The sequence below is a fragment of the Paenibacillus sp. BGI2013 genome, from assembly GCF_002843485.1.
Lineage (GTDB): Bacteria > Bacillota > Bacilli > Paenibacillales > Paenibacillaceae > Paenibacillus > Paenibacillus amylolyticus.
On the sequence record NZ_PJFA01000001.1, the window covers coordinates 706102 to 732033 of the forward strand.

Sequence of the window (25932 nt, forward strand, 5' to 3'; positions counted from 1 at the left end):
GATTGTGAAAACCGTAATGCTAACCTATCCGCAGACGTTACATTCGACTGAGCTGAGCACACTGCCCCAAGTGCTTGCGATTGGTCAATTCGACGGACTGCATCTCGGACATGCAAGTGTCATTTTATCAGCTGTCCGCATTGCGCGGGAAACGGGCATGCAGGCAGCGGTCATGACCTTTCATCCACATCCGAAGGAAGTTATGCGCAAAGGGGATTACGAGGGTTATTTAACTCCCTTGAGAGATAAAGAAGAGATCTTGGCAGGAATGGGCGTTGATGTACTCTATGTGGTGGAGTTCAATGAAGATTTCTCACGGTTGACGCCGCAACAATTCGTACACGACTTGTTGATTCCTCTTCAGACGCGAACAGCGGTGGTGGGTTTTGACTTCCGTTTTGGTCACAAGGGTGCAGGGGATGAACAACTTCTTCGTACTTTGGGAGAAGGAGAGATGATGGTGGAAACCGTTCCTCCTTTCTTGTTAAATGGAGAAAAAGTGAGCAGTTCTCTCATTCGTGGCCTGTTGAAGCGTGGGGAGATGGATGAGGCCAGTCAGTGGCTTGGCCGACCTTACAGCATCAGAGGAACTGTCATTCACGGGGAGAAGCGTGGACGAACGATTGGATTTCCTACAGCCAACCTTGAACTCACAGATCATTACGTTACCCCGTCGAAGGGTGTTTACGCTGTTCGTGTGCAGTATGGCGGACAGGAACTGCCTGGCGTAATGAATCTCGGTGTGAAACCTACGTTTCACGAAAGCGGGATGAAACCTACGTTTGAAGTGCACCTGCTTGATTTTGATGGACACTTATATGACCAGGAACTAAAGGTTGAGCTCGTTCACTATATTCGTGCAGAACGAAAGTTTGACTCCATTGAGGCATTAATTAGCCAGATTCGTGAAGATGCATTAACTGCCGGCCGCCTGTTATCTTAAAGGTTCAGTATTAAATGCATGTTTACATTTACTTTAACTAGGCAATTATGATATACTGTACTACGTTGTCGATTGAGACAACATTAACCTTGGCTTGGTTGCTTGCTCTCACCGGCGGTGACGAGGCTAATGGCGATTATATTGAAGGAGGTGAACAGGATGGCATTGACTCAAGAACGTAAACAACAACTGATCGACGAGCACAAAACTCACGAGTCCGATACAGGATCTCCAGAGGTGCAAGTTGCTATCCTTACGGAAAACATCACAAGTTTGACAGACCACTTGCGTACGCATAAGAAAGACCACCACTCACGTCGTGGACTTTTGAAAATGGTAGGTCAACGTCGTAAGCTTTTGGCTTATGTGAAAAACAAAGATGTTAAACGTTACAGCGCACTGATCGAAAAACTCGGATTGCGTCGTTAATTATCGTACATGTTTTCAAAATCAACCTGGCTGTTATCCGTCATTCTTTTGTCTAAAAGGACAAGCGGAACTTACAGCCGGGTTGTTTTGTAGATGAACATGTTGCCATATATTTGTAGATGGGGCTCCGTGAGGAGCTTTTGTTGTGCAGGTTAGCATGTTGAAAGATCCATACATAGCTAATGAATGCATGACAAGCAGGAAATACTGTGAATATGCAGAATCCATTGAATTAGGAACGAATAAAAGGAGGGGTTTCATGGAACAGCGTGTTGAAATGCAGCTTGGTGGAAGAAAACTTACGCTTGAGACCGGGCGTTTGGCCAAGCAGGCTAATGCTGCCGTTAAGGTAACATACGGGGATACCGTGGTATTGTGTACCGTGACAGCATCAAGTGAGCCGAAAGATCTGGACTTTTTCCCATTAACGGTGAACTATGAAGAAAGATTGTACGCCGTAGGTAAAATCCCAGGAGGATTTATTAAACGTGAAGGCAGACCGAGTGAGAAAGCCATTCTTTCAAGCCGTCTGACAGACCGTCCAATTCGTCCTTTGTTCCCGGAAGGCTTCCGGAATGATGTACAAGTTTTGAATATCGTTATGAGTGTGGATCAGGATTGCGAACCGCAAATCGCTGCAATGATTGGTACATCGGCAGCATTGAGCATTTCGGATGTTCCATTCAGCGGACCGATTGGTGGCGTGAAAGTGGGACGTATTGATGGCGAGTTCATCATTAACCCAACGATTGCACAGCTTGAAGTCAGTGATATTGAACTGGTCGTTGCAGGAACCAAGGATGCCATCATGATGGTTGAGGCCGAAGCAAACGAAGTGCCGGAAGAAGTGATGCTCGAAGCAATCATGTTTGGACATGATGAGATCCAAAATATTATTGCTGTAATCGAACAACTTGTGCAAGTTGCTGGAAAAGAAAAAATGGCTGTTAAGTTGCGTACCGTTAATACTGAAGTTAACAGTAGCGTGCGTGAATTCGCCAGCGCTCGTCTGGTCGAAGCGGTTAAAATCGCCGAGAAACATGCTCGTCAAGATGCAATCGATGTAGTGAATGACGAAACCGTTGCTCACTTTGAAGAGAAATATATTGAAAGTCCGGAATTGTTCAAAGACGTGAAGGAAGTTCTGCACGATATCGTCAAAGAAGAAGTGCGTCGTCTGATCACGCATGATAAAGTTCGTCCGGATGGACGTGGACTTGCTGAAATTCGCCCAATTGAATGTGATACATCTCTGTTGCCACGTGCACATGGTACAGGACTGTTTACGCGTGGTCAAACGCAAGCACTTAGCGTTTGTACACTTGGTGCACTGGGTGATGTTCAGATTTTGGACGGAATCAGTCTTGAAGAAACGAAACGATTCATGCATCACTATAATTTCCCACCATTCAGCGTAGGCGAAGCGCGTCCATTGCGTGCTCCAGGCCGTCGCGAAATCGGACATGGTGCTCTGGGTGAGCGCGCGCTTTCCAAAGTGATTCCTTCCGAAACGGATTTCCCATACACGATTCGTTTGGTATCTGAAGTTCTTGAATCCAACGGCTCATCATCTCAGGCAAGTATCTGTGCCAGCACTTTAGCTATGATGGATGCAGGTGTACCAATCAAAGCTCCAGTTGCGGGTGTAGCTATGGGTCTGATCAAAGATGGAGATCATGTATCCATTCTGAGTGATATTCAAGGTATGGAAGATCACCTCGGTGACATGGACTTTAAAGTAGCTGGAACACCTGAAGGTGTAACTGCAATCCAAATGGACATCAAAATTGCTGGTATTAATCGTCAAATTTTGTCTGATGCATTGGCGCAAGCCAAAGAAGGCCGTATGCACATTTTGGGCAAAATGAACGAAATTTTGAAAACTCCACGTGAGCAGTTATCACAATATGCGCCTAAAATTACAACGATGCATATCAATCCGGACAAAATCCGTGATGTTATCGGTGCAGGTGGTAAAATCATCAATAAAATCATCGAAGAAACCGGTGTTAAAATTGATATTGAACAGGATGGACGTGTCTTTATCGCTTCTTCCAACCAGGAGATGAATGATAAAGCCAAAGCGATCATCGAAGGTATTGTGCGCGAAGTATTGGTCGGCGAGATTTATGTCGGCAAAGTAAAACGCGTAGAAAAATTCGGTGCATTTGTTGAAGTACTTCCGAACAAAGAAGGTCTGGTACACATCTCGCAACTGTCAACTGAACGTGTTGCCAAAGTGGAAGATGTTGTAGCTATCGGTGATTCCATTACGGTAAAAGTAACGGAAATTGACCCACAAGGTCGAATCAACTTGTCCCGTAAAGCAGTTTTGACTGCTGAAGCTCCGGCTCAATCCTAGGATACCGAAGCGACAGGTTATAAATGGATAGATTGAATGAAGAGACAGAATGTGAATTTCTGGCTCTTTTTTTAACGTTTAAATACGTAAAGCAAGGATGAAACCATGGCTCAGCATTCATATTTTTGCCCTTGTCCTCATATGATGGGGACAAAGACGGCGGGAGGATGGAGCTGTGGGAAACCAATCCAAAAAGCTGGCGGCTGTTCTGGCGGGTGTGACTGCGGTCATATTGATCGGACAAGTTGGCAGTGTACGTACATACATTACGGAGATCCGTGATGGGCCAGGTACGCAAAATGCTTTTGACATGTTTAAGGAGGCAACTGGAGAAGATGCGCTGTTGTCTGCGATTCGGGATAAAGCGGCTGAAACGAAAATTGCTCCGATAAATGCCAGAGTGGATCGGGTATGGAAAGCGATTCCTGGTTATAATGGCATGGAGATTGATGTGGAAGCGACATACCGTAAGGCGCTGAGTGGAACATTGAATACCAAAATAGCGTATGTCTACCGTCAGATTGAGCCGGAGATCCAGCTTAAGGATTTGGGTGCACATCCGATCTATCGGGGGAATGCAAACAAACCGATGGTTTCTTTTATGATTAATGTGGCCTGGGGGAACGAATACATTAAACCGATGCTGGATACGCTCGATGCCGAGAAAGTGAAGGCTACTTTTTTTCTGGATGGAAGTTGGTTAAGCAAAAATGTTGAACTGGCCAAAGAAATTCAGAAACGTGGGCATGAGATGTCCAACCATGCATATTCTCACCCTAATATGAGTCGATTGAGCGCAGAACGGGCTAAGCTGGAAATTAGCAAAACCCAGGATCTGCTCCATAAAACACTGGGCGTAGAAAATCGTTGGTTTGCTCCGCCTTCCGGTGACTTTAATCAGAAGACCGTTGACATTGCTTCATCCATGGGACTGAACACCGTGTTATGGACAGTAGATACTGTGGATTGGCGTAAGCCAAGCCCGGATGCCGTTGTTGCCAAAATTGCTAAAAATACCGAGGCTGGAACGTTAATTCTAATGCACCCTACAGCTGCTTCTTCGGGAGCTTTAAAGGGCATGATTCAATCCATACGGGCCAAAGGTCTGGTGCTCGGAACAGTAAGTGAGACGCTGTCTTCGGAACGTGTAAACACCTCTGCGGTTGAGTGAACGTTGTTTTTTTGTTAATATCAAACAGTTGGAACCAAATGTCGATTTCAATTTCAAGGTTGAGATCAAGGCAATTATAGAGATGTAGGAGGGCCAACCATGAAAAAAATTCAGCTGGGCAATGGCCTCAGAGTTGTCATGGAACAGATACCGACCTGCCGTTCTGTGTCTTTCGGAATATGGGTCAAGACAGGTTCGCGTAATGAGCAACCTGCAAGTAACGGAGTATCACATTTTATTGAACACATGTTATTCAAGGGAACAGATCGTTATGATGCCAAGGCGATTGCGGAGCAGTTCGATGCGATTGGTGGTAACGTGAATGCATTCACTTCCAAAGAATACACGTGTTATTATGCTAAAGTATTGGATGAGCACTTGCCGATTGCGGTTGATGTATTGTCTGATATGTTTTTCCGCTCCAAAATGGATGATGGTGAATTGATCAAGGAGAAAAACGTCATTCTGGAAGAAATCTCGATGTATGAAGATACGCCTGATGATATGGTTCATGATCTGATGGCCTTGGCCGCCTATGGTGAGCATCCACTCGCATACCCAATCCTGGGTACGGAAGAACGTCTCAAAGCGATGGATTCCAGCCATCTGCGTGCATATATGAAGGAGCACTACACGATTGAGAACACGGTCATTAGTATCGCGGGTAATATTGATGACAGTGTAATCGATCTGATGGAGAAGCATTTTGGTGCTTTTGATGTAAATGGAGTATCGGAAGCAGTCACGATGCCAGCCTTCCAAAGCGGACAGCTCTTTCACAAAAAGAAAACGGAACAGAATCATATCTGTATCTCGTTCCCGGGCTGTAAAATCGGAGATCCGCTGCAATTCGCTATGGTTGTTCTGAATAACGCCATTGGTGGAGGCATGAGCTCCCGGCTGTTCCAGGAAATTCGTGAGAAACGGGGTCTTGCGTACTCCGTGTATTCCTATCATAGCTCTCATGCGGACAGCGGACTTTTCACGATATACGCAGGTACAGCACCGAAACAGACCAAAGAAGTGCTCGATCTGACCAAAGAGGTTCTACGCGACTTGGCTGTAAACGGCTTGTCCGAAGATGAGCTTCGTAAAGGAAAAGAACAGCTGAAAGGTAGCTTGATTCTGAGCTTGGAAAGCACAGGCAGTCGCATGAATCGTCTGGGTAAAAACGAGCTCATGCTGGGCAGACACCATACGCTGGATGAAATGATCACCAAAATTGAGCAAGTTACCATGGACGATATTAACGCGGTAATTGATCTGATGTTTGCTGAACCTTTTGCACTTGCTATGGTTGGCGCTTCAGATAAAACGATCGCTGGATTGAGAAGGGATGATTTTGTTGTATTACGTTCAAATACAGAAACTGCCGGGCAATGAAGATATTAAACTGCCTCAAAAAATGTCGGAGCTGGCATCCGGCTTTGATGTAGTAGCTGCACTTCAGGAAGATGTTGTATTGCAGCCGGGTCAGCGTACGCTGATTCCTACCGGACTTGCGATGGCAATGCCAGCTGGATTGGAAGCGCAGATCCGTCCTCGGAGCGGACTGGCTTTCAAACATGGTATTACTTGCCTCAACACACCGGGGACCATTGATGCGGATTATCGCGGAGAAGTTAAAGTGCTGTTGATTAATCTGGGTCAGGAACCGTTCACGATTGTACGGGGAGAGCGCATTGCACAGATCGTCTTCCAGACCGTGCCTGCGGTTGAATTGACGGAAGTGAATGAACTTTCGGAAACGGTACGTGGCGAAGGCGGATTCGGTCATACCGGGAAATAAGCAGCGTAAATATACTCATTCTTTAGAGTCGTCCCTGACAGGGGCGGCTCTTTTTTACATTTGAGAAACGGACGGTGGAATGCAATTATTGTTTTCACCCCCCTGTGGGCCCCTGCATACGATAAGGCATACATGTGGTGAAAGGAGTGACGTCCCGATGCTGACCGGAGTCCGGATTGTAGTCCTGGGCGGTGATGCGCGGCAGCTTGAAGTCATTCAAAAGTGCGCTGAGCTGGATGCAACGGTAAGTGTGGTGGGTTTCGATAAAATAGAGCGTTCCATTCCAGGGATCGAGCACCAGGAACTGGAGGATGAAGTGTTTGCTTCCGCAGATGTACTCGTACTGCCTGTTGTCGGTTGCGATGAGCAGGGAAAAGTAAGTACTTCATTCAGTGACACACTGATCTATTTGAAAAAGGAACATATTGCAGCATTACCAGAGCATTGTATTGTGTTCACGGGTATGGCAAAGCCGTTCTTGCGCGAACTTTGTCTTGAAAATGGGCTGCGACTTGTTGAAGTACTTGATCGTGATGATATTGCACTTTATAACTCTATTCCAACAGCTGAAGGAGCCATCGCCATAGCTATTCGGGAGACGGACTTCACAATCCATGGTTCGGAATGCATTGTGCTTGGCATTGGTCGAACAGGATTCACAATGGCCAAAACACTGCAGGGACTTGGAGCAAATGTACGGGTGGGAATCAGGCGGGAAGAGGATGCTGCCCGCGCTACAATAATGGGCTGGAAGCCTTTCATGACAACGGATTTGGCCGCTCAGACCGGGGAAGTTGACTTGCTTTTTAATACGATACCGACTATGATAATCACAGCACAAATCCTGTCCAGAATGCCGCAAAAGGCTGTCATTATCGACCTCGCATCCGCTCCTGGCGGTTGTGATTTCAGGTATGCCGACAAACGCGGTATCAAAGCGCTACTTGCGCCAGGCCTCCCCGGCATTGTTGCTCCCAAAACGGCTGGCGGCATTATTGCCGACGCGTTGATCCGTTTGCTTTTGGAAGAACAGAACGCACGGGAGGTTAAATCATGAACTGGCAGGGAAAAACGGTAGGTTATGCAATTACGGGTTCTCATTGTACGTTTGAAGAGGTTATGCCGGTAATTAGCCGCTTCGTAGCTGAAGGTGCCAACGTCATTCCGATTATTTCGAATTCGGTTCTGACGACGGATACACGCTTTGGTACGGCGCAAAATTGGCAAAAACAGTTGAAAGATATAACAGGTAATGATATCATTTCTACAATTGTTGAAGCGGAGCCATTAGGGCCTTCCAAGCTGCTTGATGTGCTGGTTATTGCTCCATGCACAGGGAATACAACAAGTAAGCTGGCTAATGCGATGACCGACAGTCCAGTGCTAATGGCAGCCAAAGCGCAGATGCGCAATCAGCGTCCGCTTGTGCTCGCGATTTCCACGAATGACGGTCTGGGCTTGAATGCTGCGAATATCGCCAAATTGCTTGTGGCTAAATACTTGTATTTTGTGCCATTTGGGCAAGACGATCCAGTGAAAAAACCAAACTCGTTAGTCGCCAAAATGGAATTGATTCCAGAGGCTTGCTGGAGTGCTCTTGAGGGCAAACAGTTGCAGCCGATGATTGTGGAGCGTTCTTCACAGGCTTGATGGAACAATGATTTGGTGACAACGTTTATGCGCTTGGAGAAATGAAGAAGGGTTCGAGAGACAAAGAAAATCATGGGGGACAATATGCTGGATTGAACAGCTACTATGTCCACGTTCCTGTCTATAAGGCATTCCTGCTTGCGGGCAGTACAGGTTAAGCAAGCGGGAGAGGTCTATTGTGAATGTATGCATCATGACCTCGATAACAACCGCGACCTTTGATTTGCGATTGTCCCAGACAATTACAGAAAATAAGGAGCGGCATGGAATGCCGTATAAAATGCTGAAATTATCGCATCAGAACGCTCCCTAGAGTGATCCATTTGTTGATTTGACCCGTGTCCAGTCTTCTTGCGTACACAAATGGAGGAATAAAGATGCGTATCATGGTACAGAAATTCGGAGGCACGTCTCTCTCCACTGTTCAGGCGAGAGAGCATGTGCTCCGTCATGTTAAACGTGAACTTGAAGCAGGATTGAGTCTGGTCATCGTTGTGTCTGCGATGGGGCGCCGCGGCGAGCCATATGCGACCGATACGTTGCTGGACTGGGCTGCACAGAACGGAAACGCACTATCCGCACGCGAAAAGGATTTACTGCTGTGCTGTGGTGAAATCATATCGGCGACAACGTTGAGCAGTTTACTCGAACATGAAGGCATTCCAACTACAGTGCTGACCGGTGCACAAGCAGGTTTTGTGACGGACGACAATTTCGGGAATGCCCGGATATTGGATGTCCGTCCTGTTCGTGTGTTGGAGCAGCTTCAGCTTGGCCGTGTCGTTGTTGTAACCGGATTCCAGGGGCAGACAGAGAACGGAGACTTCACGACATTGGGTCGTGGGGGAAGCGATACGTCTGCTACAGCTCTCGGTGCAGCATTACGTGCTGAAATGGTGGATATCTACACAGATGTGAACGGGATACTCACCGCTGATCCGCGAATTGTTGAGGATGCACGTCCACTGACTGTTGTGAGTTATGCAGAGATCTGTAACATGGCCCACCACGGGGCCAAGGTAATCCATCCACGTGCGGTTGAGATTGCGATGCAATCCCAGATTCCAGTGCGGGTAAGATCTACTTTTGCAGACACGGAAGGAACGCTGGTTACGCATCCGGAAGGATTCCAGGATGTGCAGACAGGCATTGTTGACCGTTATGTAACAGGCATCGCCTACGTGAGCAATGTAACGCAAATTACGGTGGATGTGCCTGGTGGTGGTGCAGATCGATTGCAACTAAAAGTGTTCAAAACCATGGCTGAGAATTCAATCAGCGTTGATTTTATTAATGTTACCCCCTCGGGAGTTGTCTATACGGTTTTTGACAGTGATTCCGAGAAAGCCATACAGGTATTGCAGGAGATAGGTCTCAAGCCACAAAGCCTGTCCGGTTGTGCCAAAGTGTCCGTCATTGGCGGAGGCATTAATGGTGTACCTGGAATCATGGCTCGAATCGTGGAGTCCTTGACACTGGCAGACATTCAGATCCTGCAATCGGCAGATTCGAATACAACGATCTGGGTACTCGTAAAAAAAGAAGATATGGTTCAGGCCCTGAGGGCACTTCACGCCTCATTCGAACTTCATTTGTAAATAACTGAAGTCAGAGGAGCCAAACCTGTTTTGAAGGAGGAATCGAATTGGACTTTGGAAGATTGATTACAGCAATGGTCACTCCGTTCAATGAACAAGGAGAGATTCATTGGGAGGAAACGGCACGTCTAATCGACTATCTAATTGTAGATCAAAAGTCGGAGACGCTTGTGGTTTCTGGAACAACAGGGGAGTCTCCAACACTTAGTGATACTGAGAAAGTTCAATTATTCGAATTTGCAGTGAAACATGCGGCCGGTCGGTGCAAAATTATAGCCGGAACGGGAAGCAATAACACGGCACATTCCATCCATTTGACACAGGAAGCTGAACGTGCCGGAGTGGATGGCATTTTGTTGGTTGTTCCGTATTACAATAAACCTAGCCAAGAAGGTTTGTTCAAACATTTTGAAGCGATTGCAGGCTCCACCAAGCTGCCAATTATGCTCTACAACGTGCCTGGGCGTACAGTAACCAGCCTGTCAGCAGAGACAACGCTTCGTCTTGCACAGATTCCTAACATCGTCGCTACGAAGGAATGTGCGTCTATGGAGCAGGTTACGCTGATTGCAGCAAGTGCTCCAGAAAATTTCAGAGTTTATTCCGGTGATGATGCTTCAGGCTTACCAGCGATTGCGGTTGGAGCACATGGAATTGTCAGCGTGGCCAGTCATGTCGTAGGGGCAGAAATGAAGAAAATGATTGACGCCTTCTATGGCGGAGCACCTCTTCAGGCTGCTCAGATTCATCAGCAGTTGTTCCCGGTGTTCAAAGGCCTGTTTGAGTGTCCACAGCCTCTACCAAACCCCGTAGCGGTGAAATATGCGCTGACATTGCGTGGTCTAGACGTTGGTTCCGTACGGTTGCCACTTATTCCGCCAACGGAAGAGGAGCAGGTTTATATCAAAGGTTTGCTTAATTTGTAATCATTTTGGTTGTATATGGACTATTTTATTAATCATGGGAATATCCTTCAGATCAGCAAAAGAACCGCTCCTCTTCGTAGAGGCTGCGGTTCTTTTTTTTACGAGTAATGTGAGGTTTCTTTTCCACTGCTAAGGGGAAACCTACAGGTTAACGAGAGAGTGACTTGTTTTTTTTGTTTTTAATCATGTATAATGATGTCAAGTGACTGGGTGCGGTATTTTTTTGAAATTGAAAGCGACATCGCTTCGTGGTGTAGCTTTGCGGTGAAAAAGGAAGGAACGGCTAAGAGGGAATTTCAACTCCAACTTGTTGGTCAAAGGGAATAACTTCGAAGAACTTCTTCCAAATATCGTGAATAAAGGTGTTCTTTTGCATTCATCCCGATAGGTGGGTATGTGATGTATGGACTACTTTTCTTAACTTACAATAAATAATAAGGTACGACGTCCAACTACCATAGGAGGTTTAGATTCATTTGTCTAAGAAAAATAATAACGATAAACTGATGATTTTTGCTTTGGGCGGCGTAGGCGAGATTGGTAAAAATATGTACGTCATCCAATACGCCAACGACATTGTAGTCGTAGATGCTGGTCTTAAATTCCCGGAAGAAGATATGCTTGGTATTGATATTGTCATCCCTGACATTTCTTACCTGACTGAGAACCGTGACAAAGTAAGAGGAATCATCCTTACTCACGGACATGAGGATCACATTGGTGGTCTGCCATATGTTCTCAAACATCTGAATGTTCCTGTATACGGAACAAGACTTACGCTTGGACTTGTAGAAAACAAGTTGAAAGAAGCGAATTTGCTGGGTGATACAAAACGTATTCTGATTGATGCTGATTCCGAGATCCAACTTGGATCTGTTCTGAAAGCATCGTTCTTCGCTACTAACCATAGTATTCCGGATTCTGTTGGTGTATGTGTCGAAACACCGGAAGGTGCAGTTGTTCACACAGGTGACTTCAAATTCGACCATACTCCAGTCAATGGTCAATATGCAGATCTTCAGCGTATGGCACAGATCGGAACAAATGGCGTGTTAGCGCTGTTGTCCGATAGTACGAACGCTGAGAAACCTGGATTCACACCATCGGAGAAAAATGTGGGTATCGTGCTGGAAGATATCTTCCGTAAAGCAAGTCAACGTGTTGTTGTGGCGACATTTGCTTCCAACGTACACCGTATCCAACAGGTGATCAATGCAGCAGAAGTGACTGGACGTAAAGTTGCAGTTATCGGACGCAGCATGGTGAACGTGGTTGGTATTGCTTCAGAACTGGGTTATCTTGAGATTCCGGATGGCATGATCATTGAACCTGAAGAAGTAGGCAAGATGGCAGCTGATCGTGTCGTGATTCTCTGCACAGGAAGTCAAGGAGAGCCAATGTCAGCACTGACACGTATGGCTCGTTCCACGCACCGTAAAGTGGACATCCTGCCAGGTGACACCGTCATTATCGCAGCAACTCCGGTTCCAGGTAATGAGAAATATGTAGGCCGTACAATTGATGAACTGTTCCGTCTGGGTGCTAACGTGCATTACAGCGGTGCTAACAGTGGCGTCCACGTATCTGGTCACGGTAGCCAGGAAGAGCTGAAACTGATGCTCAACCTGATGAAACCGAAATTCTTCTTGCCGATTCACGGTGAATTCCGTATGCAGCGTCGCCACGCGGTTCTTGCTGAATCTGTAGGGGTAGAACCTGAGAACATTTTCATCACGGATATCGGTGAAGTGATTGAAATTCAAGGTGGAGCAGCACGTAGAGCAGGTAAAGTTACTGCAGGTAATGTGTTGATCGATGGCTTGGGTGTAGGCGATGTGGGTAACATTGTACTTCGTGACCGCAAATTGTTGTCACAAGATGGTATCCTTGTTGTTGTGGTAACACTCAGCAAACAGGATGGAAAAATTGTTTCCGGTCCTGACATCATCTCTCGCGGATTTGTGTATGTTCGTGAATCGGAAGGACTATTGGATGAGGCCAACCGGATCGTTAGCAGCACATTGCAGAAGTTGATGAGTGAGAACGTTAACGAGTGGGCTTCACTCAAAACAAATGTTAAAGATGCACTGGGACGCTTCCTGTATGAGCAAACTCGTCGTAGACCGATGATTTTGCCAATCATTATGGAAGTTTAAAATAGGCTAAACAAAAACATATATTCAGGCACACAGTCGCCCCTTCTCTACGAGTAATATTGGACGGTTCCTCGTAGAGAAGGGGCTTTTTTTGCGTTTTCAGGAAGATCTGCGATAAGTCAATATGTGAAGCAATTTGATGTAGCGGGTATAAGGCGGTTGGAAAAGTCCCCATACTAAGGAAATACATTAAATGTTTCTGGAGAAGGGGATTATTGAAATGAATGAACGTATGAATGACAAGCAGGCGTCAAGATCCAATCAACCGGAAGTTGAAGCGCCGGAAATTCCGATTCAGGAGGAAAAGGCCATCTCTCCCGTGACAGAGACTATTCAGCAATTTGGGCAGACACAGTCTCCTGCAGGTGAGTCGAATATTTTCTGCATGACCATTATTGGACAGGTCGAAGGGCATTTGATTTTGCCGCCACAAAACAAAACAACAAAGTATGAACATATCATTCCACAGCTGGTGGCCGCAGAACAAAATCAGCGTATTGAAGGTATACTGATCATTTTGAACACGGTAGGTGGAGATGTAGAGGCGGGTCTAGCCATTGCAGAGATGATTGCTTCTCTAAGCAAACCTACGGTGACTGTGGTCATTGGAGGCGGGCATAGCATTGGAGTACCGATTGCTGTAGCTTCAACATATTCCCTGATTGCCGGAAGTGCAACGATGACGATCCATCCGATTCGGATGAACGGCCTTGTCATTGGTGTACCTCAAACGTTTGAGTATATGGAGAAAATGCAGGAAAGGGTTGTTCGGTTCGTGACTTCTCATTCGAATATCTCTGAAGAGATGTTCAAAGAACTAATGTTTAAGACTGGTGAGTTGAATCGGGATATTGGTACAGCTGTAGGAAGCGCAGATGCAGTGAAACATGGATTAATGGATGCAGTGGGCGGGATTGGACAGGCTATTGCTCAGTTAAATCAGCTCATAGGAGACAAGAGACAGACTCTGCAAGCGGGAGGTTATACCCAATGACATTATATACAGTGATGCCCCCGGAACAACTCTGGTCGGGAATGTGGAAAGAGGGCGAAGATACGAGGGAGATCAAAATGAATGGTTTGTTAATGCAGGTAAGACCTGTTAATGACAATGAAGCCGTTATTGTTCGTTTGCTGGATTGTCCACTTGAAGCCTATCTCAATCCTGCCAATATGCCGGGTTCGACCATTCCGATTTCGGGTAACTTGGGATCAGCATAACGCGACGAATTCAGACAAATTGAGCAGAAAAAGAACATATGTACGGATTATATTTGTATGGTATAATATTCTTCTGGGGGTGACCTGATTTTGGCCAGAAGAAAAAAGAGGAAAAAAAAGGGCGCTGGTTTTAGTGGCGTTTTAAAATATGAAATTTACGGGATTGTGCTTATTACCCTTGCTGTCATAGCATTATCGGGTGAAGCCACCGTTGGACGTTCGCTTTCCAAGATGTTCGGACTGATGCTTGGTAAGTTTTATTTTGCGATTCCACTTGTTGGTATTTATTATGGTCTCATGGTGATGATTCACCGGAAATGGCCGAGTGGTTGGACCACACGCAAGACAGGACTTGTTTTGCTGGTCTTTGCCTTAACCTTGATGAGTACTGTCTCTGCAATGCACCAGAAGCTCATTCCGGTTGGTGCGCTTGAGCCTGGTGCTGTGATTACGCAGGTACATAATGATATGCAAACCGAGTTGCTAACCCCTGCTGTACCAGGTGAGAGGGACTCCATGCTTAACAAGGACATCAGCGGTGGTTATCTCGGAGCTGGGCAATTTGCTCTTTTCCTGTGGCTGTTCGGCAGTCTTGGGGCGAGACTCATCATGATTGTCATGTTTATCATCAGTTTTATGCTGATTACGAGTCTATCTTATGTGGATTTGATACGAATATTCCGAACAAAGATTTGGGATGCCGGGAGTTCGATGTACAAAAAGCTGGAGTCGAGACCCTCTGCACGTTCTGCTTCAACTTCTGATGCCAGAAAGAAAGGTAACGCCCGTAAAGTGGTACCTGTTCCTGTTGAAGATGACGAAGACGAGTATGAGGATGAATTAGAGGAACAGCATCTACCAAAACGAAACTCGCCCATATTCTTCCAACTTTTTGGGAAATGGGGAGCTAAACGGGAACAGGCGACATCAGGACGTGAAATGGATGAGGTCGATTCGGCAGAAACAGAACAGATTGTGTACCGCGCCGAACAAGATCACAATCTAGAGGCGTGGCAGGATGCAACCGAAGACGTAACTAACAAATCAGCTTCATCACGTGTTCCTGTTCAGGCTAAACCTAACTCAGCGCCGATCATTCGAGACTTTTTTGAGCATGTCAGAACAGAAGAGGCAAGCATTGAAGATGATCTGGACGATGCTTATCCTTTCCCGGATAATCTGGCCGATCCAAACGTAGTACAACAGGGCGAGCATACCATTAAAATAACGGATGAACTGGTAGAGACAGAGTGGTCTGCATCCGATGCAGGTACAAACGGGATGAATGCTGTGGATGAGATTCAGAGTGGAGAAGAAGTACCTAATGATGCAATGCAGGGAACAGATACTCCAACTCCTGAAGGGCAGGACACACAACCGGTGAAACCACCACCGCCACCTCCTAAGCCGTACAAGCTACCATCATTCCGTCTACTTGCCAAGCCAAACAATGGGGGCAAGGCGGGTGACCAGAAGGATTATATGCAAACAGCACGTAAGCTGGAAGCCACACTGGAAAGCTTCGGTGTTCGTGCCAAAGTACTTGAAGTGGTTCGTGGTCCTGCCGTTACAAGATATGAAATTCAACCTGACATTGGTGTCAAGGTCAGCAGAATTGTCAGCCTAACTGATGATATCGCGTTGGCTCTGGCGGCAAAAGATATTCGGATGGAAGCACCGATTCCCGGAAAGTCTGCTATTGGTATCGAAGTACCTAATGGTGAAGTATCGGTTGTAACGATGCGTGAAGTAATGGAGACAGCAACGTTCCAGGAGGCAGAATCCAAAGTGACCATTGCATTTGGCCGAGATATCTCGGGACAGACGATTATTGGTAACTTGGCTCGTATGCCCCATTTGTTGGTTGCGGGTGCTACAGGTTCCGGTAAGTCGGTGTGTATTAACGGAATTATTACCAGCATATTGTACAAAGCCAAGCCGGATGAAGTGAAGTTCCTGATGGTCGATCCCAAGATGGTTGAGTTGAACGTATATAACGGGATTCCCCATTTGCTGGCACCGGTAGTAACTGATCCTAAGAGAGCGTCACTTGCTCTCAAAAAGATTGTGGTTGAGATGGAGAAACGATATGAACTGTTCTCCAAATCAGGCACTCGTAACGTTGAAGGTTACAATAATCTGATGAAAGATAATCCTGCGGCTGTTCTGCCTTATATTGTTGTCATTGTGGATGAGCTTGCAGATCTCATGATGGTTGCAGCCGGAGATGTTGAAGATGCGATTGCGCGGCTTGCCCAGATGGCTCGTGCAGCCGGTATCCATCTGATTATTGCTACACAGCGGCCTTCTGTGGATGTTATTACTGGCGTAATCAAAGCCAACATACCTTCTCGTATCGCCTTCGGTGTATCCTCACAGGTGGACTCTCGAACCATTCTGGATATGGGTGGGGCCGAGAAACTGTTGGGTCGCGGAGACATGTTATTCATGCCAATGGGCGCATCGAAACCGGTTCGTGTACAAGGTGCTTTTATGAGTGATGAAGAAGTGGAAAATATTGTGAATTATGTACGTGGTCAAGGTGAAGCACAGTATGATGAGTCCCTTGTACCTGAGGTGGACGACTCTATCCAGGCTGAAGATGAAGTACAGGACGAGTTATACGAAAAGGCAGTACAGATTATTCTGGAGGCCAAGCAAGCGTCTGTTTCTCTGCTACAACGTCGAATGCGAGTAGGATACACCCGTGCCGCACGTTTGATTGACTCCATGGAATCCCGGGGCGTGATTGGTCCTTACGAGGGTAGCAAACCACGGGAAGTGTTGGTCTCGCTTGAAGAGTACCAACAAAACAAAATAAGCTCGTAGCTTGTAATGCACATGAATATTCAGGCGATTCGAGCCCTCAACCTTAATGGTTGGGGGCTTTTTTCATACAATTTGACTGAAGTTTTACCATGATGTCCAATGATCGGATGATTTGGTGCATAGGAAGCAAGCAGGCTTGTCATAATAACCTTAGCGATTCTGTTAATCCCACAAGAGAAAGGTAGAGCACAGTCGATGCGAAAAATGAACATATGGCTTTTCACTGCTATTTTGCTGATGTCCGCATTGGGAATCCGTTATTTGCTTCCTGAGAATGCAGCAACCGAAAGTTCGAATCAAAGCACATCACAAGATGAAGAGAAAGCCTTGCCTACTTTCAGCAGCAACGCTGTGAAATATGGAAGTTACGGTCAGGATGTATATGAGCTTCAGGGGCGTCTGAAGTACCTGGGATTTTACAATGGTAAAATCGACAGTAATTTTGGCAACAGCACACTGAAATCCGTCAAATGGTTTCAATCCGAGTTTGGCATGAAGGCAGATGGTGTGGTTGGAGCTGAGACCAAGCTCAAGCTGTACAATGCGTCAACCAAATGGTCGCCAACAGAGCCGCCGCTACACAAGGAATCCTCAGGTGGAGGTGGAGGTAGCAACAATACGGCAGATAAAGAGCAAGACAATATGGGATCTGCCAATGCCCTTGGTCTCTCAGAGAATGAACTCAAGATTATGGCTAACGCTGTATATGGTGAAGCCCGGGGTGAACCGTTTGAAGGTCAAGTCGCAGTAGCGGCAGTAATAATGAATCGCGTGAAATCACCAAGCTTTCCTAATACGCCTTCAGGCGTGATCTTTCAACCAGGTGCATTTACGGCTGTAGCGGACGGACAGATCTATTTGGAACCAAACGCACAAGCCAAAAAGGCAGTTGAGCAGGCCCTGAATGGATGGGATCCGTCCGGTGGATGTCTCTATTATTTTAACCCGAAGACAGCAACATCCAAATGGATCTGGACCCGCCCACAAGTGAAAACAATCGGACAGCATATCTTTTGTATGTGATGATGTTGGAAGCAACCAGAAGGCGTGACTTCGGTTGCTTCTTGCCTTTTGAATGGGTTAAAATGGTTGTTACGTTTAGCTTAATACGATTGCATGATAAATGACGCCGTAAAGGGGTTTTGACATTTGAATACATCAGGATTCGAACGAGGTAGCAAGAGACAGTTTCGTATACATGTGCTTCCCACTAAACGTTTTAAAACGTTTGCTATATCGTTATATGCAGGAGTTCCCTTACGGGAAGATACAGTAACCAAAGTAGCACTGACACCTTTTGTTCTGCGACGCGGCACGGAGACCTATCCGGAAACAACGCAATTCCGTGAGCAACTGGAGCATCTGTATGGAGCAGGTTTTGGTTTTGACGTTTATAAACGCGGGGATTACCAGATTGTACAGTTCCGAATGGATACCATTAATGATTCCTTTGTTGGAGGCGATGAGCAGCTACTCGATCGTTCATTTGCCTTCCTTGGAGAGGTTCTTACCCGACCTGCACAGGAGAATGGACATTTCAGGACGTCTTATGTACAAGCAGAGCGAGAGACTGTTCGTAAAAAGCTGGAGTCCATCGTGAATGATAAAATGCGCTATGCTGCTGAACGCAGTATCGAGGAAATGTGCAAGAACGAGCCATACCGTCTTCATCCATTGGGTGAGCGAAAGGATCTGCCTGGGATTGAGCCCGACACACTGACTGCGTCTTATCAGGAGTGGCTGCAGCAGGCGAGTATGGATCTGTACGTGGTAGGGGATACGACACTGGAGGAGGTCGAGAACCTTGTTCAGCGTCATTTCAATGTAGATCGAACGTCCTCCTCTGATTACCAGACACAGGCAGCGGTTCGAGGAGATAAGGAAGTGGAGACTGTTGTTGAGCGACTGAATGTGAGTCAGGGAAAACTCAATATGGGACTCCGTACATCTATCACTTATGGAGATCCACAGTATGCCGCAGCACTAATGTACAACGGGATTCTCGGTGGTTATCCTCATTCCAAACTGTTTGTCAATGTTCGTGAAAAAGAAAGCCTGGCGTATTACGCGTCATCGCGATATGACGGACATAAGGGCATTGCAACGATTCAATCCGGGATTGAAATCCCTAATTATGAGAAGGCTGTCACCATTATCAAGCAGCAGCTGGAAGAAATGAAAAGCGGTACAATCAGTGATCTGGAAATGTCTCAGACCAAAGCAATGATCCGTAACCTGCTTAAGGAAATGCAGGATTCTGCTTTTGAGATGATCGCTTATGACTTCAATCGACAGTTGTCTGGTAAAGAAAGAACGGCTGAAGAACTGTTGGCTCAGGTAGAACATATTAGCAAGGAAGATGTACGTGAGGCGGCAGAACAATTCCGTCTGGATACGATTTATTTCTTGCGGGACGAGAAGGAGGAATAATCGGTGGAGAGCATTCGGTATGAGCATTTGCAGGAGACACTATATTACGAAGTAATGGATAACGGACTGCATGTCTATATTTTGCCTAAACCGGGGTTCCAGAAAACGTATGCTACGTTTGCAACCAAGTATGGATCGGTGGATAATCATTTTCAGGTTGAGGGGCAGGAAGAAGTGAAGGTCCCGGATGGGATTGCTCATTTCCTGGAGCATAAAATGTTTGAAGAACCAACAGGCGATATTTTTGCAACATTTGCGTCTCACGGTGCCTCAGCTAATGCGTTTACGAGCTTTGATCAGACGGTTTATTTGTTTTCAGCGACTGAATATGTGAATGAAAATATACAAACATTAGTCAACTTTGTGCAAAATCCTTACTTCACGGATCAAAATGTGGAAAAGGAAAAAGGCATTATTGGACAGGAAATTGACATGTATGCTGATAATCCGGATTGGCGTGTTTATTTTGGATTGATCGAAGCCATGTATCAGAAACATCCGGTGCATATCGATATTGCAGGAACGGTGGAATCCATCCGTACGATTACCAAAGAGATGTTATATGAGTGTTATAACACCTTCTATCACCCGAGTAATATGCTCTTGTTTGTGGTGGGTGGTGTAGATCCACAAGAAGTCATTGATATGGTTCGATCGAACCAGGAGCAGAAGGATTATAAGCCACAGGGGAGCATTCAACGTTTCTTCGAACCGGAGCCTGAGCAGGTAGGAGAAGCCAGACGGGAAGCGAAACTGGCTGTTTCACTGCCCAAATGTCTGTTTGGATTCAAGGAGACGGACGTTGGACTTACCGGGGAACAATTGTTACGGCGAGATATGACAACGCAGCTGATGATGGACCTTTTGTTTGGCTCAAGCACACGATTATTTCAGAAGCTCTACGATGAAGATCTGATCTCGGACAGCTTTGGACATGAGTATAACAGTTCGCCGCAATATGCTTTTTCAGCCATTGGTGGTGATACAAAAGACCCGGATCAACTGCTCGCGCGTATACGTGAAGAAGTGGATGCCATTGTAGAAAAAGGGTTCGAATCCACGGATTTTGAACGTGCACGCAAAAAGAAAATAGGCGGATATTTGCGTATGCTCAATTCTCCGGAGAACATTGCGCATGAATTTACACGTCAGCAATTCCGTGGCGGTGATTTTTTCAATATGCTGCCGCTCTATGAATCGATTACACTGGAAGATGTAAATCTCAGACTGAGAGAGCATATTCGGTGGGATCATCTGGCTGTATCGCTAGTCGTGAGTCCGTGATATGGAGAGGGGAACGGGACAATTGAAGGCAATCGGGGAAATGACTGTACTGGTAACTGGCGCAAGCGGTGGCATCGGAGCGGCTATCGCAGAACGCTTTGCCAGAGTGGGAATGAATGTTGTTATACACTATATGAGATCGCATGAAGCAGCGAATGAAGCCGCCAGACGGTGCATGGAACAAGGCAGTGGAAAAATCATGACCGTGTCTGCGGATCTTCGCAGCCGGGAACAGATTGAGCGTATGCGTGAGAAGCTGGAGTCGCACAATCTCATGCCAGATATCCTTGTGAACAATGCAGGAATCTCGCACTATGGGATGTTGTCTGATGTTACAGAGGAGATCTGGGATGAAGTGATGGCGATTAACCTCAAAGGCACGTTTATGTGTACACAGGAAATGATGCCTCACATGATCTCCCAAAGGTACGGACGGATCATTAATGTATCGTCGATCTGGGGACTGTCTGGTGCTTCTTGTGAGGTGCTGTATTCCACAACCAAAGGTGGGGTGAATGCATTCACCAAAGCGCTTGCGAAAGAACTCGCACCTTCCGGAGTAACCGTAAATGCCGTTGCTCCTGGTGCCGTTCAAACATCCATGCTGAACCATCTGGATCAGAGTGAACTGAAGATGCTGGAAGAGGAAATTCCGGCAGGAAGACTTGCTCAACCTGATGAAATCTCATCATTGGTTTATTTTTTGGCCCTCCCTGAATCGGGTTATATCAATGGGCAGATCATCAGTCCAAATGGCGGTTGGTTAACGTAAAAAAAGCAAGAAAACTTGACTGGCTGTGAACGAACCAGGTGAAGGTTGCTGAGAAGCAGTCGTCTTTCCGGATTATTTTCAAAATGCTCGTATATAAAATGCCTCGAAAGCACATATTACAACTGTTGATTTTAAATCTCATGCGTCATCTAAGGAGGATTTATCATGTCAACAGAAAAAACAGTGCTCTCCAGTTTTGACACATGGAAGAAGTTCCTGGGTGACCGCGTACTGCAAGCAGAGAAGATGGGGATGAGTGAAGAAACCATCAACAAACTTGCGTATGAAATCGGCGACTTCCTTGATGAGAAAGTCGATCCGGCGAACCATTCCAACCGGGCATTGAAAGAGTTATGGGATGTCGGCGATGCTGATGAGCGTCGTACGATTGCGTGCCTGATGGTCAAATTGGCCAAACAAAACGCATAAGATTACAGATGAAGAGCTCCCGCAAGGGGGCTTTTCTCTAATGATTACAAACGGATTACAGAGCTGTTCTTGTAATTCATTTTCATTTTATATATCATTAACGTGACCCATTTTTAGAAGATGTCTCAGATTGTTGTCCAGTGGATATGTTCTGTTGCTGTCGAATAATGGGGAATAATGCATTACGGGGTGTTGAAATGGAATCTAAACAATGGTACATGGAATATAAAATACATAAGAACAGGCCCGGTTTGTTAGGCGATATTGCCTCTATGCTGGGGATGCTTGAAGTGAATATATTGACCATTAACGGTGTTGAAGGCAAAACTCGAGGCATGTTGCTTGAATCGGATGATGATGAAAAAATCCGTTTGCTTGGTGAAATGCTTGGCAAAGTAAACAGCATCACCGTATCGGCTTTGCGGCAACCTAAATTGGTGGATATTTTGGCCGTACGTCATGGCAGATACATTGACCGTGACTCGGATGATCGCAAGACATTTCGTTTCACACGAGATGAACTTGGGTTACTTGTGGACTTTTTGGGTGAAGTATTTAAGAGGGAAGGCAATCAGGTCATCGGTTTGCGCGGAATGCCTCGTGTTGGCAAAACGGAGTCTATTATTGCGGGCAGCGTATGTGCAATGAAGCGATGGACGTTTGTTTCCTCCACACTTCTTCGTCAGACGATAAGGAGTCAAATGTCCGAAGACGAATTGAACCCAAACAATGTCTTCATCATTGACGGAATTGTAAGTACGATTCGTTCCAGTGAGCGGCATTACAACCTGTTGCAGGATATTATGTCCATGCCTAGCACCAAAGTTATTGAACATCCGGATATTTTTGTACAGGAATCCGAATATGATTTTAATGATTTTGATATTATTATTGAATTGCGTAACATTCCCAATGAAGAGATTATTTATGATACGTTTACGGCTAGCTACACCGATGAATTGTAAGGAACCGTACGGAATCATGGAATAGATTAGCAACAACTCAAGAGATAAACATAAGGAGGAGATGGCATGTCTGAACTGGGTCAGCAGTTAAGGGAGGCCCGGCTGCAAAAAGGGATGAGTCTTGACGATGTACAGGAAATGACAAAAATTCGCAAGAGGTATCTGGAGGCCATAGAAGCAGGAGACTATAAAGTGCTGCCGGGTAGCTTCTATGTGCGTGCTTTCATCAAAACCTATGCGGAGACCGTGGGACTGAACCCTGATGAGCTGCTGGAGGGACACAAAAAAGACGTACCCGAAGAAGAGACGGAAGCAACGATGGAACCGGTTATTCAGAAGCGTTCCAGCCGTCCGGTTGAGCGTAGTAATCGGTGGATGTCTGTCGCGTTGATGTGGACATTCCCTGTTTTGATCGTAGTACTGTTGTATGTATACGTGGTGTATAACAATGGTGATGAATCAGATAATCCGGGTCTTGATCAGGTCAAAATTACAGACAGTCAACAACAGCCTGAGGACAAACCGGATCAACCTGCCGACAACGGACAGGCATCTAATCCGCCTGCGACAGACTCAGGTACTGACGGTACTGGTGAGGGCGACGCTGGCGGTAACGGTGGCGGTACAGACACGGAAGGACAGACGGACGGTCAAACTGATGGCCAAACGGACGGACAGACGGATGAAACTGAGGAAAAACCAACTGACAATTCACCGTCTAATGTGACTGTTGCAGAAGATGGGAAATCAGGGAATATTACGAACTTTAAAGTTAACGGTAGTGCAGGGCAACCTGTAACGGTTACGATCAAAGCAACAGGTAATAGCTGGCTGGAAGTGTATAAAGGCGAAAACTCCAGTGGAGAGAAGTTGGAGTATGGTAACACAGCCGAAGGTGACAGCTATACCTTTGAGTTGGATAGTGTAGGCATGTATATTAAGTCTGGTTACGCTGCAGCGACCACGATTGAAGTTGGCGGGCAAGTTGTAACGGATGGCAAGGCGACCAATCGGATCCGTTTGAAGCTTGGTGAAGACAGTAGTGGTACTACTTCCACAGGTGTTGAAAATGGATCAACGGATGGTACAGGAGGTACCACGGGTAGCGAATAACCGGGTCAACTGCAGGAGACAATAATCGTGTCTTAACTTGCAGTTAACTTTTGGTGAAGTGAGGTGGATGGCTGTGACAGTCAGCTGGATCGTAACAGGTTTAGGGATCATTGTCAGCCTCCTGGGTTATTACCTGACTCCAAGTGCTTGGGGTTACGGAATATTGGGTTTTGGACTTGCACATGTACTTTTGGGTGTGCTCGATATGTTCAGACAGCCCAACCGCAGCCGCTATTAGGTTGGAAGCTAAACCAGCGAGCATTTTTGGCAGCCACTTGAAGTGGAAGCCAAAAATGCTTTTTTCTTTGTGTAAAACAGCTTGAAATTAGACTTTTGCTTAAGGTATCCTCTATAATGTTACAGAACATACGATTAACTGAAAGGGTGACTGGTTTGAGCTCAGAAAATTCATTTGATATCGTGTCCAAAATGGACTTGCAAGAACTGACAAATGCCGTTACACAAACCGAGAAAGAAATTGGCGCTCGTTATGACTTCAAGGGCAGCAAGAGCAGCCTGAAACTGGATAAGGATGCGTTAACGATCGTATCTGATGATGAGACCAAACTCAAGGCTGTCATTGAAGTGCTGCAATCCAAAATGGCGAAGCGTGGTCTACCATTGAAAAACATTGATTACGCAAAGGTAGAGCCAGCGTCTTCTGGTACAGTCCGCCAGCGTTTGAATTTTAAACAGGGGATTGATCAGGACATCGCCAAGAAAATCAATATCCTGATTCGGGACTCCAAGATGAAGGTGAAGAGTCAGATTCAGGGAGATCAACTTCGGGTAACTGGTAAGAGTAAAAATGATTTGCAAGCTGTCATGCAGTTGCTAAATGGTGCTAACCTGCCTCTGGATTTGCAATATACAAATTTCAAGTAATAAGGCCTTTTTGTAGCAAAAGTGTTTTTTGACACGGTATTGGGCGTATATTATACTAAGTGTGCATTGCTGGCAGTCAAGCATCAAGTCCAGTCCTCATCGTTTGCTGACTTTGTGAAAAGCAGTACATCTTCTGGAAGTCACCGGAACGTTTAAAGCGTTTTGCTTTTGAGCGGTTGACTTTATTTTTTGCGTTTCTACATAGTGGGATCATGTTAATATGGATTGACATTGAAACTGTACATTTCATGTTCCGGATGATGATAACGGGATTATGATGATTGTTTGGAGTAATGGAGGATATGAGGGAGGGCGTCTTGTGAATTTACCCAACCGGATTACGCTTGCACGAATTTGCTTAATCCCTTTTTTGATGGTGTTCCTGCTCGTGGATTTTCCATTTTATCCAGAGCCGTTGCAGCTTGGAAGCTTGTCGCTTCCGTATAATCAACTGATTGCTGCTGTTATTTTTATCATCGCCGCAAGCACAGATGGAATTGACGGATACCTTGCGCGGAAAAATAACATGGTTACCAATCTGGGGAAACTGCTCGATCCACTCGCAGACAAGTTGCTGGTTACTGCAGTTTTGATCTCGCTTGTGGAGATGGGCAAGCTGGATTCCTGGATTGCAGTTGTGATTATTAGTCGTGAATTCGCAGTTACCGGCTTGCGTCAAATTGCATTGCTGGATGGTTCGGTTGTTGCCGCTAGTGCTTGGGGCAAGCTGAAGACTGTAGTGCAGATTGTGGCGATTGTGCTGTTGCTGTTGAACAATTTCCCGTTTTCATACACGGGTATTCACGTCGATATTATCGCGGTATGGGCAGCAGCGCTTATTACCATCTGGTCGGGTATCGATTACTTTATCAAAAACAAAAATTTGCTTCATTTAACAAAAGCATAATGGTTTGTTCTTAAATGGGTAATCATGAAGGAAGCATTGGGTCAGGGGCAATAGGAAATTATCCTATTGCCCT

Annotated in this window: 24 protein-coding genes; all 24 read left to right on the plus strand. The window is 45.9% G+C overall.

Annotation, left to right across the window (positions count from 1 at the left end; genetic code table 11):
- The first annotated feature begins 4 nt into the window (after window positions 1-4).
- The 24 genes from CXK86_RS03150 to pgsA all read left to right on the plus strand — a co-directional run bounded on the left by CXK86_RS03150 (window position 5) and on the right by pgsA (window position 25859).
- Window positions 5-943, plus strand: a complete 939-nt coding sequence (locus CXK86_RS03150; protein ID WP_036609299.1) for a bifunctional riboflavin kinase/FAD synthetase — start codon at window positions 5-7, stop codon at window positions 941-943.
- 159 nt (window positions 944-1102) lie between these two features.
- Window positions 1103-1372 (plus strand): 30S ribosomal protein S15, encoded by a 270-nt coding sequence (gene rpsO, locus CXK86_RS03155; RefSeq protein ID WP_017689136.1) that lies wholly within the window; start codon window positions 1103-1105, stop codon window positions 1370-1372.
- 259 nt (window positions 1373-1631) lie between these two features.
- Window positions 1632-3734 (plus strand): polyribonucleotide nucleotidyltransferase, encoded by a 2103-nt coding sequence (gene pnp / locus CXK86_RS03160; RefSeq protein ID WP_101313440.1) that lies wholly within the window; start codon window positions 1632-1634, stop codon window positions 3732-3734.
- A gap of 175 nt (window positions 3735-3909) precedes the next feature.
- The gene (locus tag CXK86_RS03165) at window positions 3910-4905 is read left to right on the plus strand and encodes a polysaccharide deacetylase family protein (RefSeq protein ID WP_076249801.1); all 996 of its coding nucleotides are present in this window, start codon (window positions 3910-3912) and stop codon (window positions 4903-4905) included.
- Between the two features lie 99 nt (window positions 4906-5004).
- Window positions 5005-6288, plus strand: coding sequence for a M16 family metallopeptidase (locus CXK86_RS03170; RefSeq protein WP_076249800.1), 1284 nt, complete (start codon window positions 5005-5007; stop codon window positions 6286-6288).
- Window positions 6248-6694, plus strand: coding sequence for a dUTP diphosphatase (dut, locus tag CXK86_RS03175; protein ID WP_179087829.1), 447 nt, complete (start codon window positions 6248-6250; stop codon window positions 6692-6694). The genes CXK86_RS03170 and dut overlap by 41 nt, the downstream gene beginning before the upstream one ends.
- A 157-nt stretch (window positions 6695-6851) precedes the next feature.
- Window positions 6852-7751, plus strand: a complete 900-nt coding sequence (gene dpsA, locus CXK86_RS03180) for a dipicolinate synthase subunit DpsA (RefSeq protein ID WP_076249799.1) — start codon at window positions 6852-6854, stop codon at window positions 7749-7751.
- A complete protein-coding gene (locus tag CXK86_RS03185; protein ID WP_062833836.1) occupies window positions 7748-8344 on the plus strand; it encodes a dipicolinate synthase subunit B in 597 nt (198 codons plus the stop codon). Before dpsA ends, CXK86_RS03185 begins: the two co-directional genes overlap by 4 nt.
- A gap of 377 nt (window positions 8345-8721) precedes the next feature.
- Window positions 8722-9942 carry an aspartate kinase gene (dapG, locus tag CXK86_RS03190; protein ID WP_036670402.1) on the plus strand — a complete coding sequence of 407 codons (1221 nt, stop codon included), beginning with the start codon at window positions 8722-8724 and terminating at the stop codon, window positions 9940-9942.
- Between the two features lie 47 nt (window positions 9943-9989).
- Entirely contained in the window at window positions 9990-10868 is an 879-nt protein-coding gene (gene dapA / locus CXK86_RS03195; RefSeq protein WP_036670403.1) for a 4-hydroxy-tetrahydrodipicolinate synthase, read from the plus strand.
- Between the two features lie 476 nt (window positions 10869-11344).
- Complete coding sequence (locus tag CXK86_RS03200; RefSeq protein ID WP_036609284.1) at window positions 11345-13024, plus strand: ribonuclease J; 1680 nt, start codon at window positions 11345-11347, stop codon at window positions 13022-13024.
- Between the two features lie 232 nt (window positions 13025-13256).
- A complete protein-coding gene (locus CXK86_RS03205) occupies window positions 13257-14018 on the plus strand; it encodes a ClpP family protease (RefSeq protein ID WP_036609439.1) in 762 nt (253 codons plus the stop codon).
- Window positions 14015-14245 carry a YlzJ-like family protein gene (locus tag CXK86_RS03210; protein ID WP_017689125.1) on the plus strand — a complete coding sequence of 77 codons (231 nt, stop codon included), beginning with the start codon at window positions 14015-14017 and terminating at the stop codon, window positions 14243-14245. The genes CXK86_RS03205 and CXK86_RS03210 overlap by 4 nt, the downstream gene beginning before the upstream one ends.
- A 90-nt stretch (window positions 14246-14335) precedes the next feature.
- The gene (locus CXK86_RS03215) at window positions 14336-17074 is read left to right on the plus strand and encodes an FtsK/SpoIIIE family DNA translocase (RefSeq protein WP_076249798.1); all 2739 of its coding nucleotides are present in this window, start codon (window positions 14336-14338) and stop codon (window positions 17072-17074) included.
- A gap of 195 nt (window positions 17075-17269) precedes the next feature.
- Window positions 17270-18097, plus strand: a complete 828-nt coding sequence (gene sleB / locus CXK86_RS03220; protein ID WP_076249797.1) for a spore cortex-lytic enzyme — start codon at window positions 17270-17272, stop codon at window positions 18095-18097.
- A 126-nt stretch (window positions 18098-18223) separates the two neighbouring features.
- Window positions 18224-19504 (plus strand): EF-P 5-aminopentanol modification-associated protein YfmF, encoded by a 1281-nt coding sequence (gene yfmF, locus CXK86_RS03225; RefSeq protein ID WP_076249796.1) that lies wholly within the window; start codon window positions 18224-18226, stop codon window positions 19502-19504.
- Window positions 19505-19507: 3 nt separating this feature from the next.
- The gene (gene yfmH / locus CXK86_RS03230; protein WP_076249795.1) at window positions 19508-20788 is read left to right on the plus strand and encodes an EF-P 5-aminopentanol modification-associated protein YfmH; all 1281 of its coding nucleotides are present in this window, start codon (window positions 19508-19510) and stop codon (window positions 20786-20788) included.
- A 1-nt stretch (window position 20789) separates the two neighbouring features.
- Window positions 20790-21560, plus strand: coding sequence for an elongation factor P 5-aminopentanone reductase (ymfI, locus tag CXK86_RS03235; protein WP_076249794.1), 771 nt, complete (start codon window positions 20790-20792; stop codon window positions 21558-21560).
- A gap of 165 nt (window positions 21561-21725) precedes the next feature.
- Window positions 21726-21989, plus strand: coding sequence for a DUF3243 domain-containing protein (locus CXK86_RS03240; protein ID WP_017689119.1), 264 nt, complete (start codon window positions 21726-21728; stop codon window positions 21987-21989).
- Window positions 21990-22186: 197 nt separating this feature from the next.
- The gene (locus CXK86_RS03245; RefSeq protein WP_036609270.1) at window positions 22187-22954 is read left to right on the plus strand and encodes a DUF3388 domain-containing protein; all 768 of its coding nucleotides are present in this window, start codon (window positions 22187-22189) and stop codon (window positions 22952-22954) included.
- Window positions 22955-23020: 66 nt separating this feature from the next.
- Window positions 23021-24067: a helix-turn-helix domain-containing protein gene (locus CXK86_RS03250; RefSeq protein WP_076249793.1), complete on the plus strand. Its 1047-nt coding sequence runs from the start codon at window positions 23021-23023 to the stop codon at window positions 24065-24067.
- Between the two features lie 73 nt (window positions 24068-24140).
- Complete coding sequence (locus tag CXK86_RS31950; RefSeq protein ID WP_167350848.1) at window positions 24141-24305, plus strand: hypothetical protein; 165 nt, start codon at window positions 24141-24143, stop codon at window positions 24303-24305.
- A 155-nt stretch (window positions 24306-24460) separates the two neighbouring features.
- Window positions 24461-24952, plus strand: a complete 492-nt coding sequence (locus CXK86_RS03255; protein WP_036609266.1) for a YajQ family cyclic di-GMP-binding protein — start codon at window positions 24461-24463, stop codon at window positions 24950-24952.
- 319 nt (window positions 24953-25271) lie between these two features.
- Window positions 25272-25859: a CDP-diacylglycerol--glycerol-3-phosphate 3-phosphatidyltransferase gene (gene pgsA, locus CXK86_RS03260; protein WP_017689114.1), complete on the plus strand. Its 588-nt coding sequence runs from the start codon at window positions 25272-25274 to the stop codon at window positions 25857-25859.
- The last annotated feature ends 73 nt before the right edge of the window (window positions 25860-25932 follow it).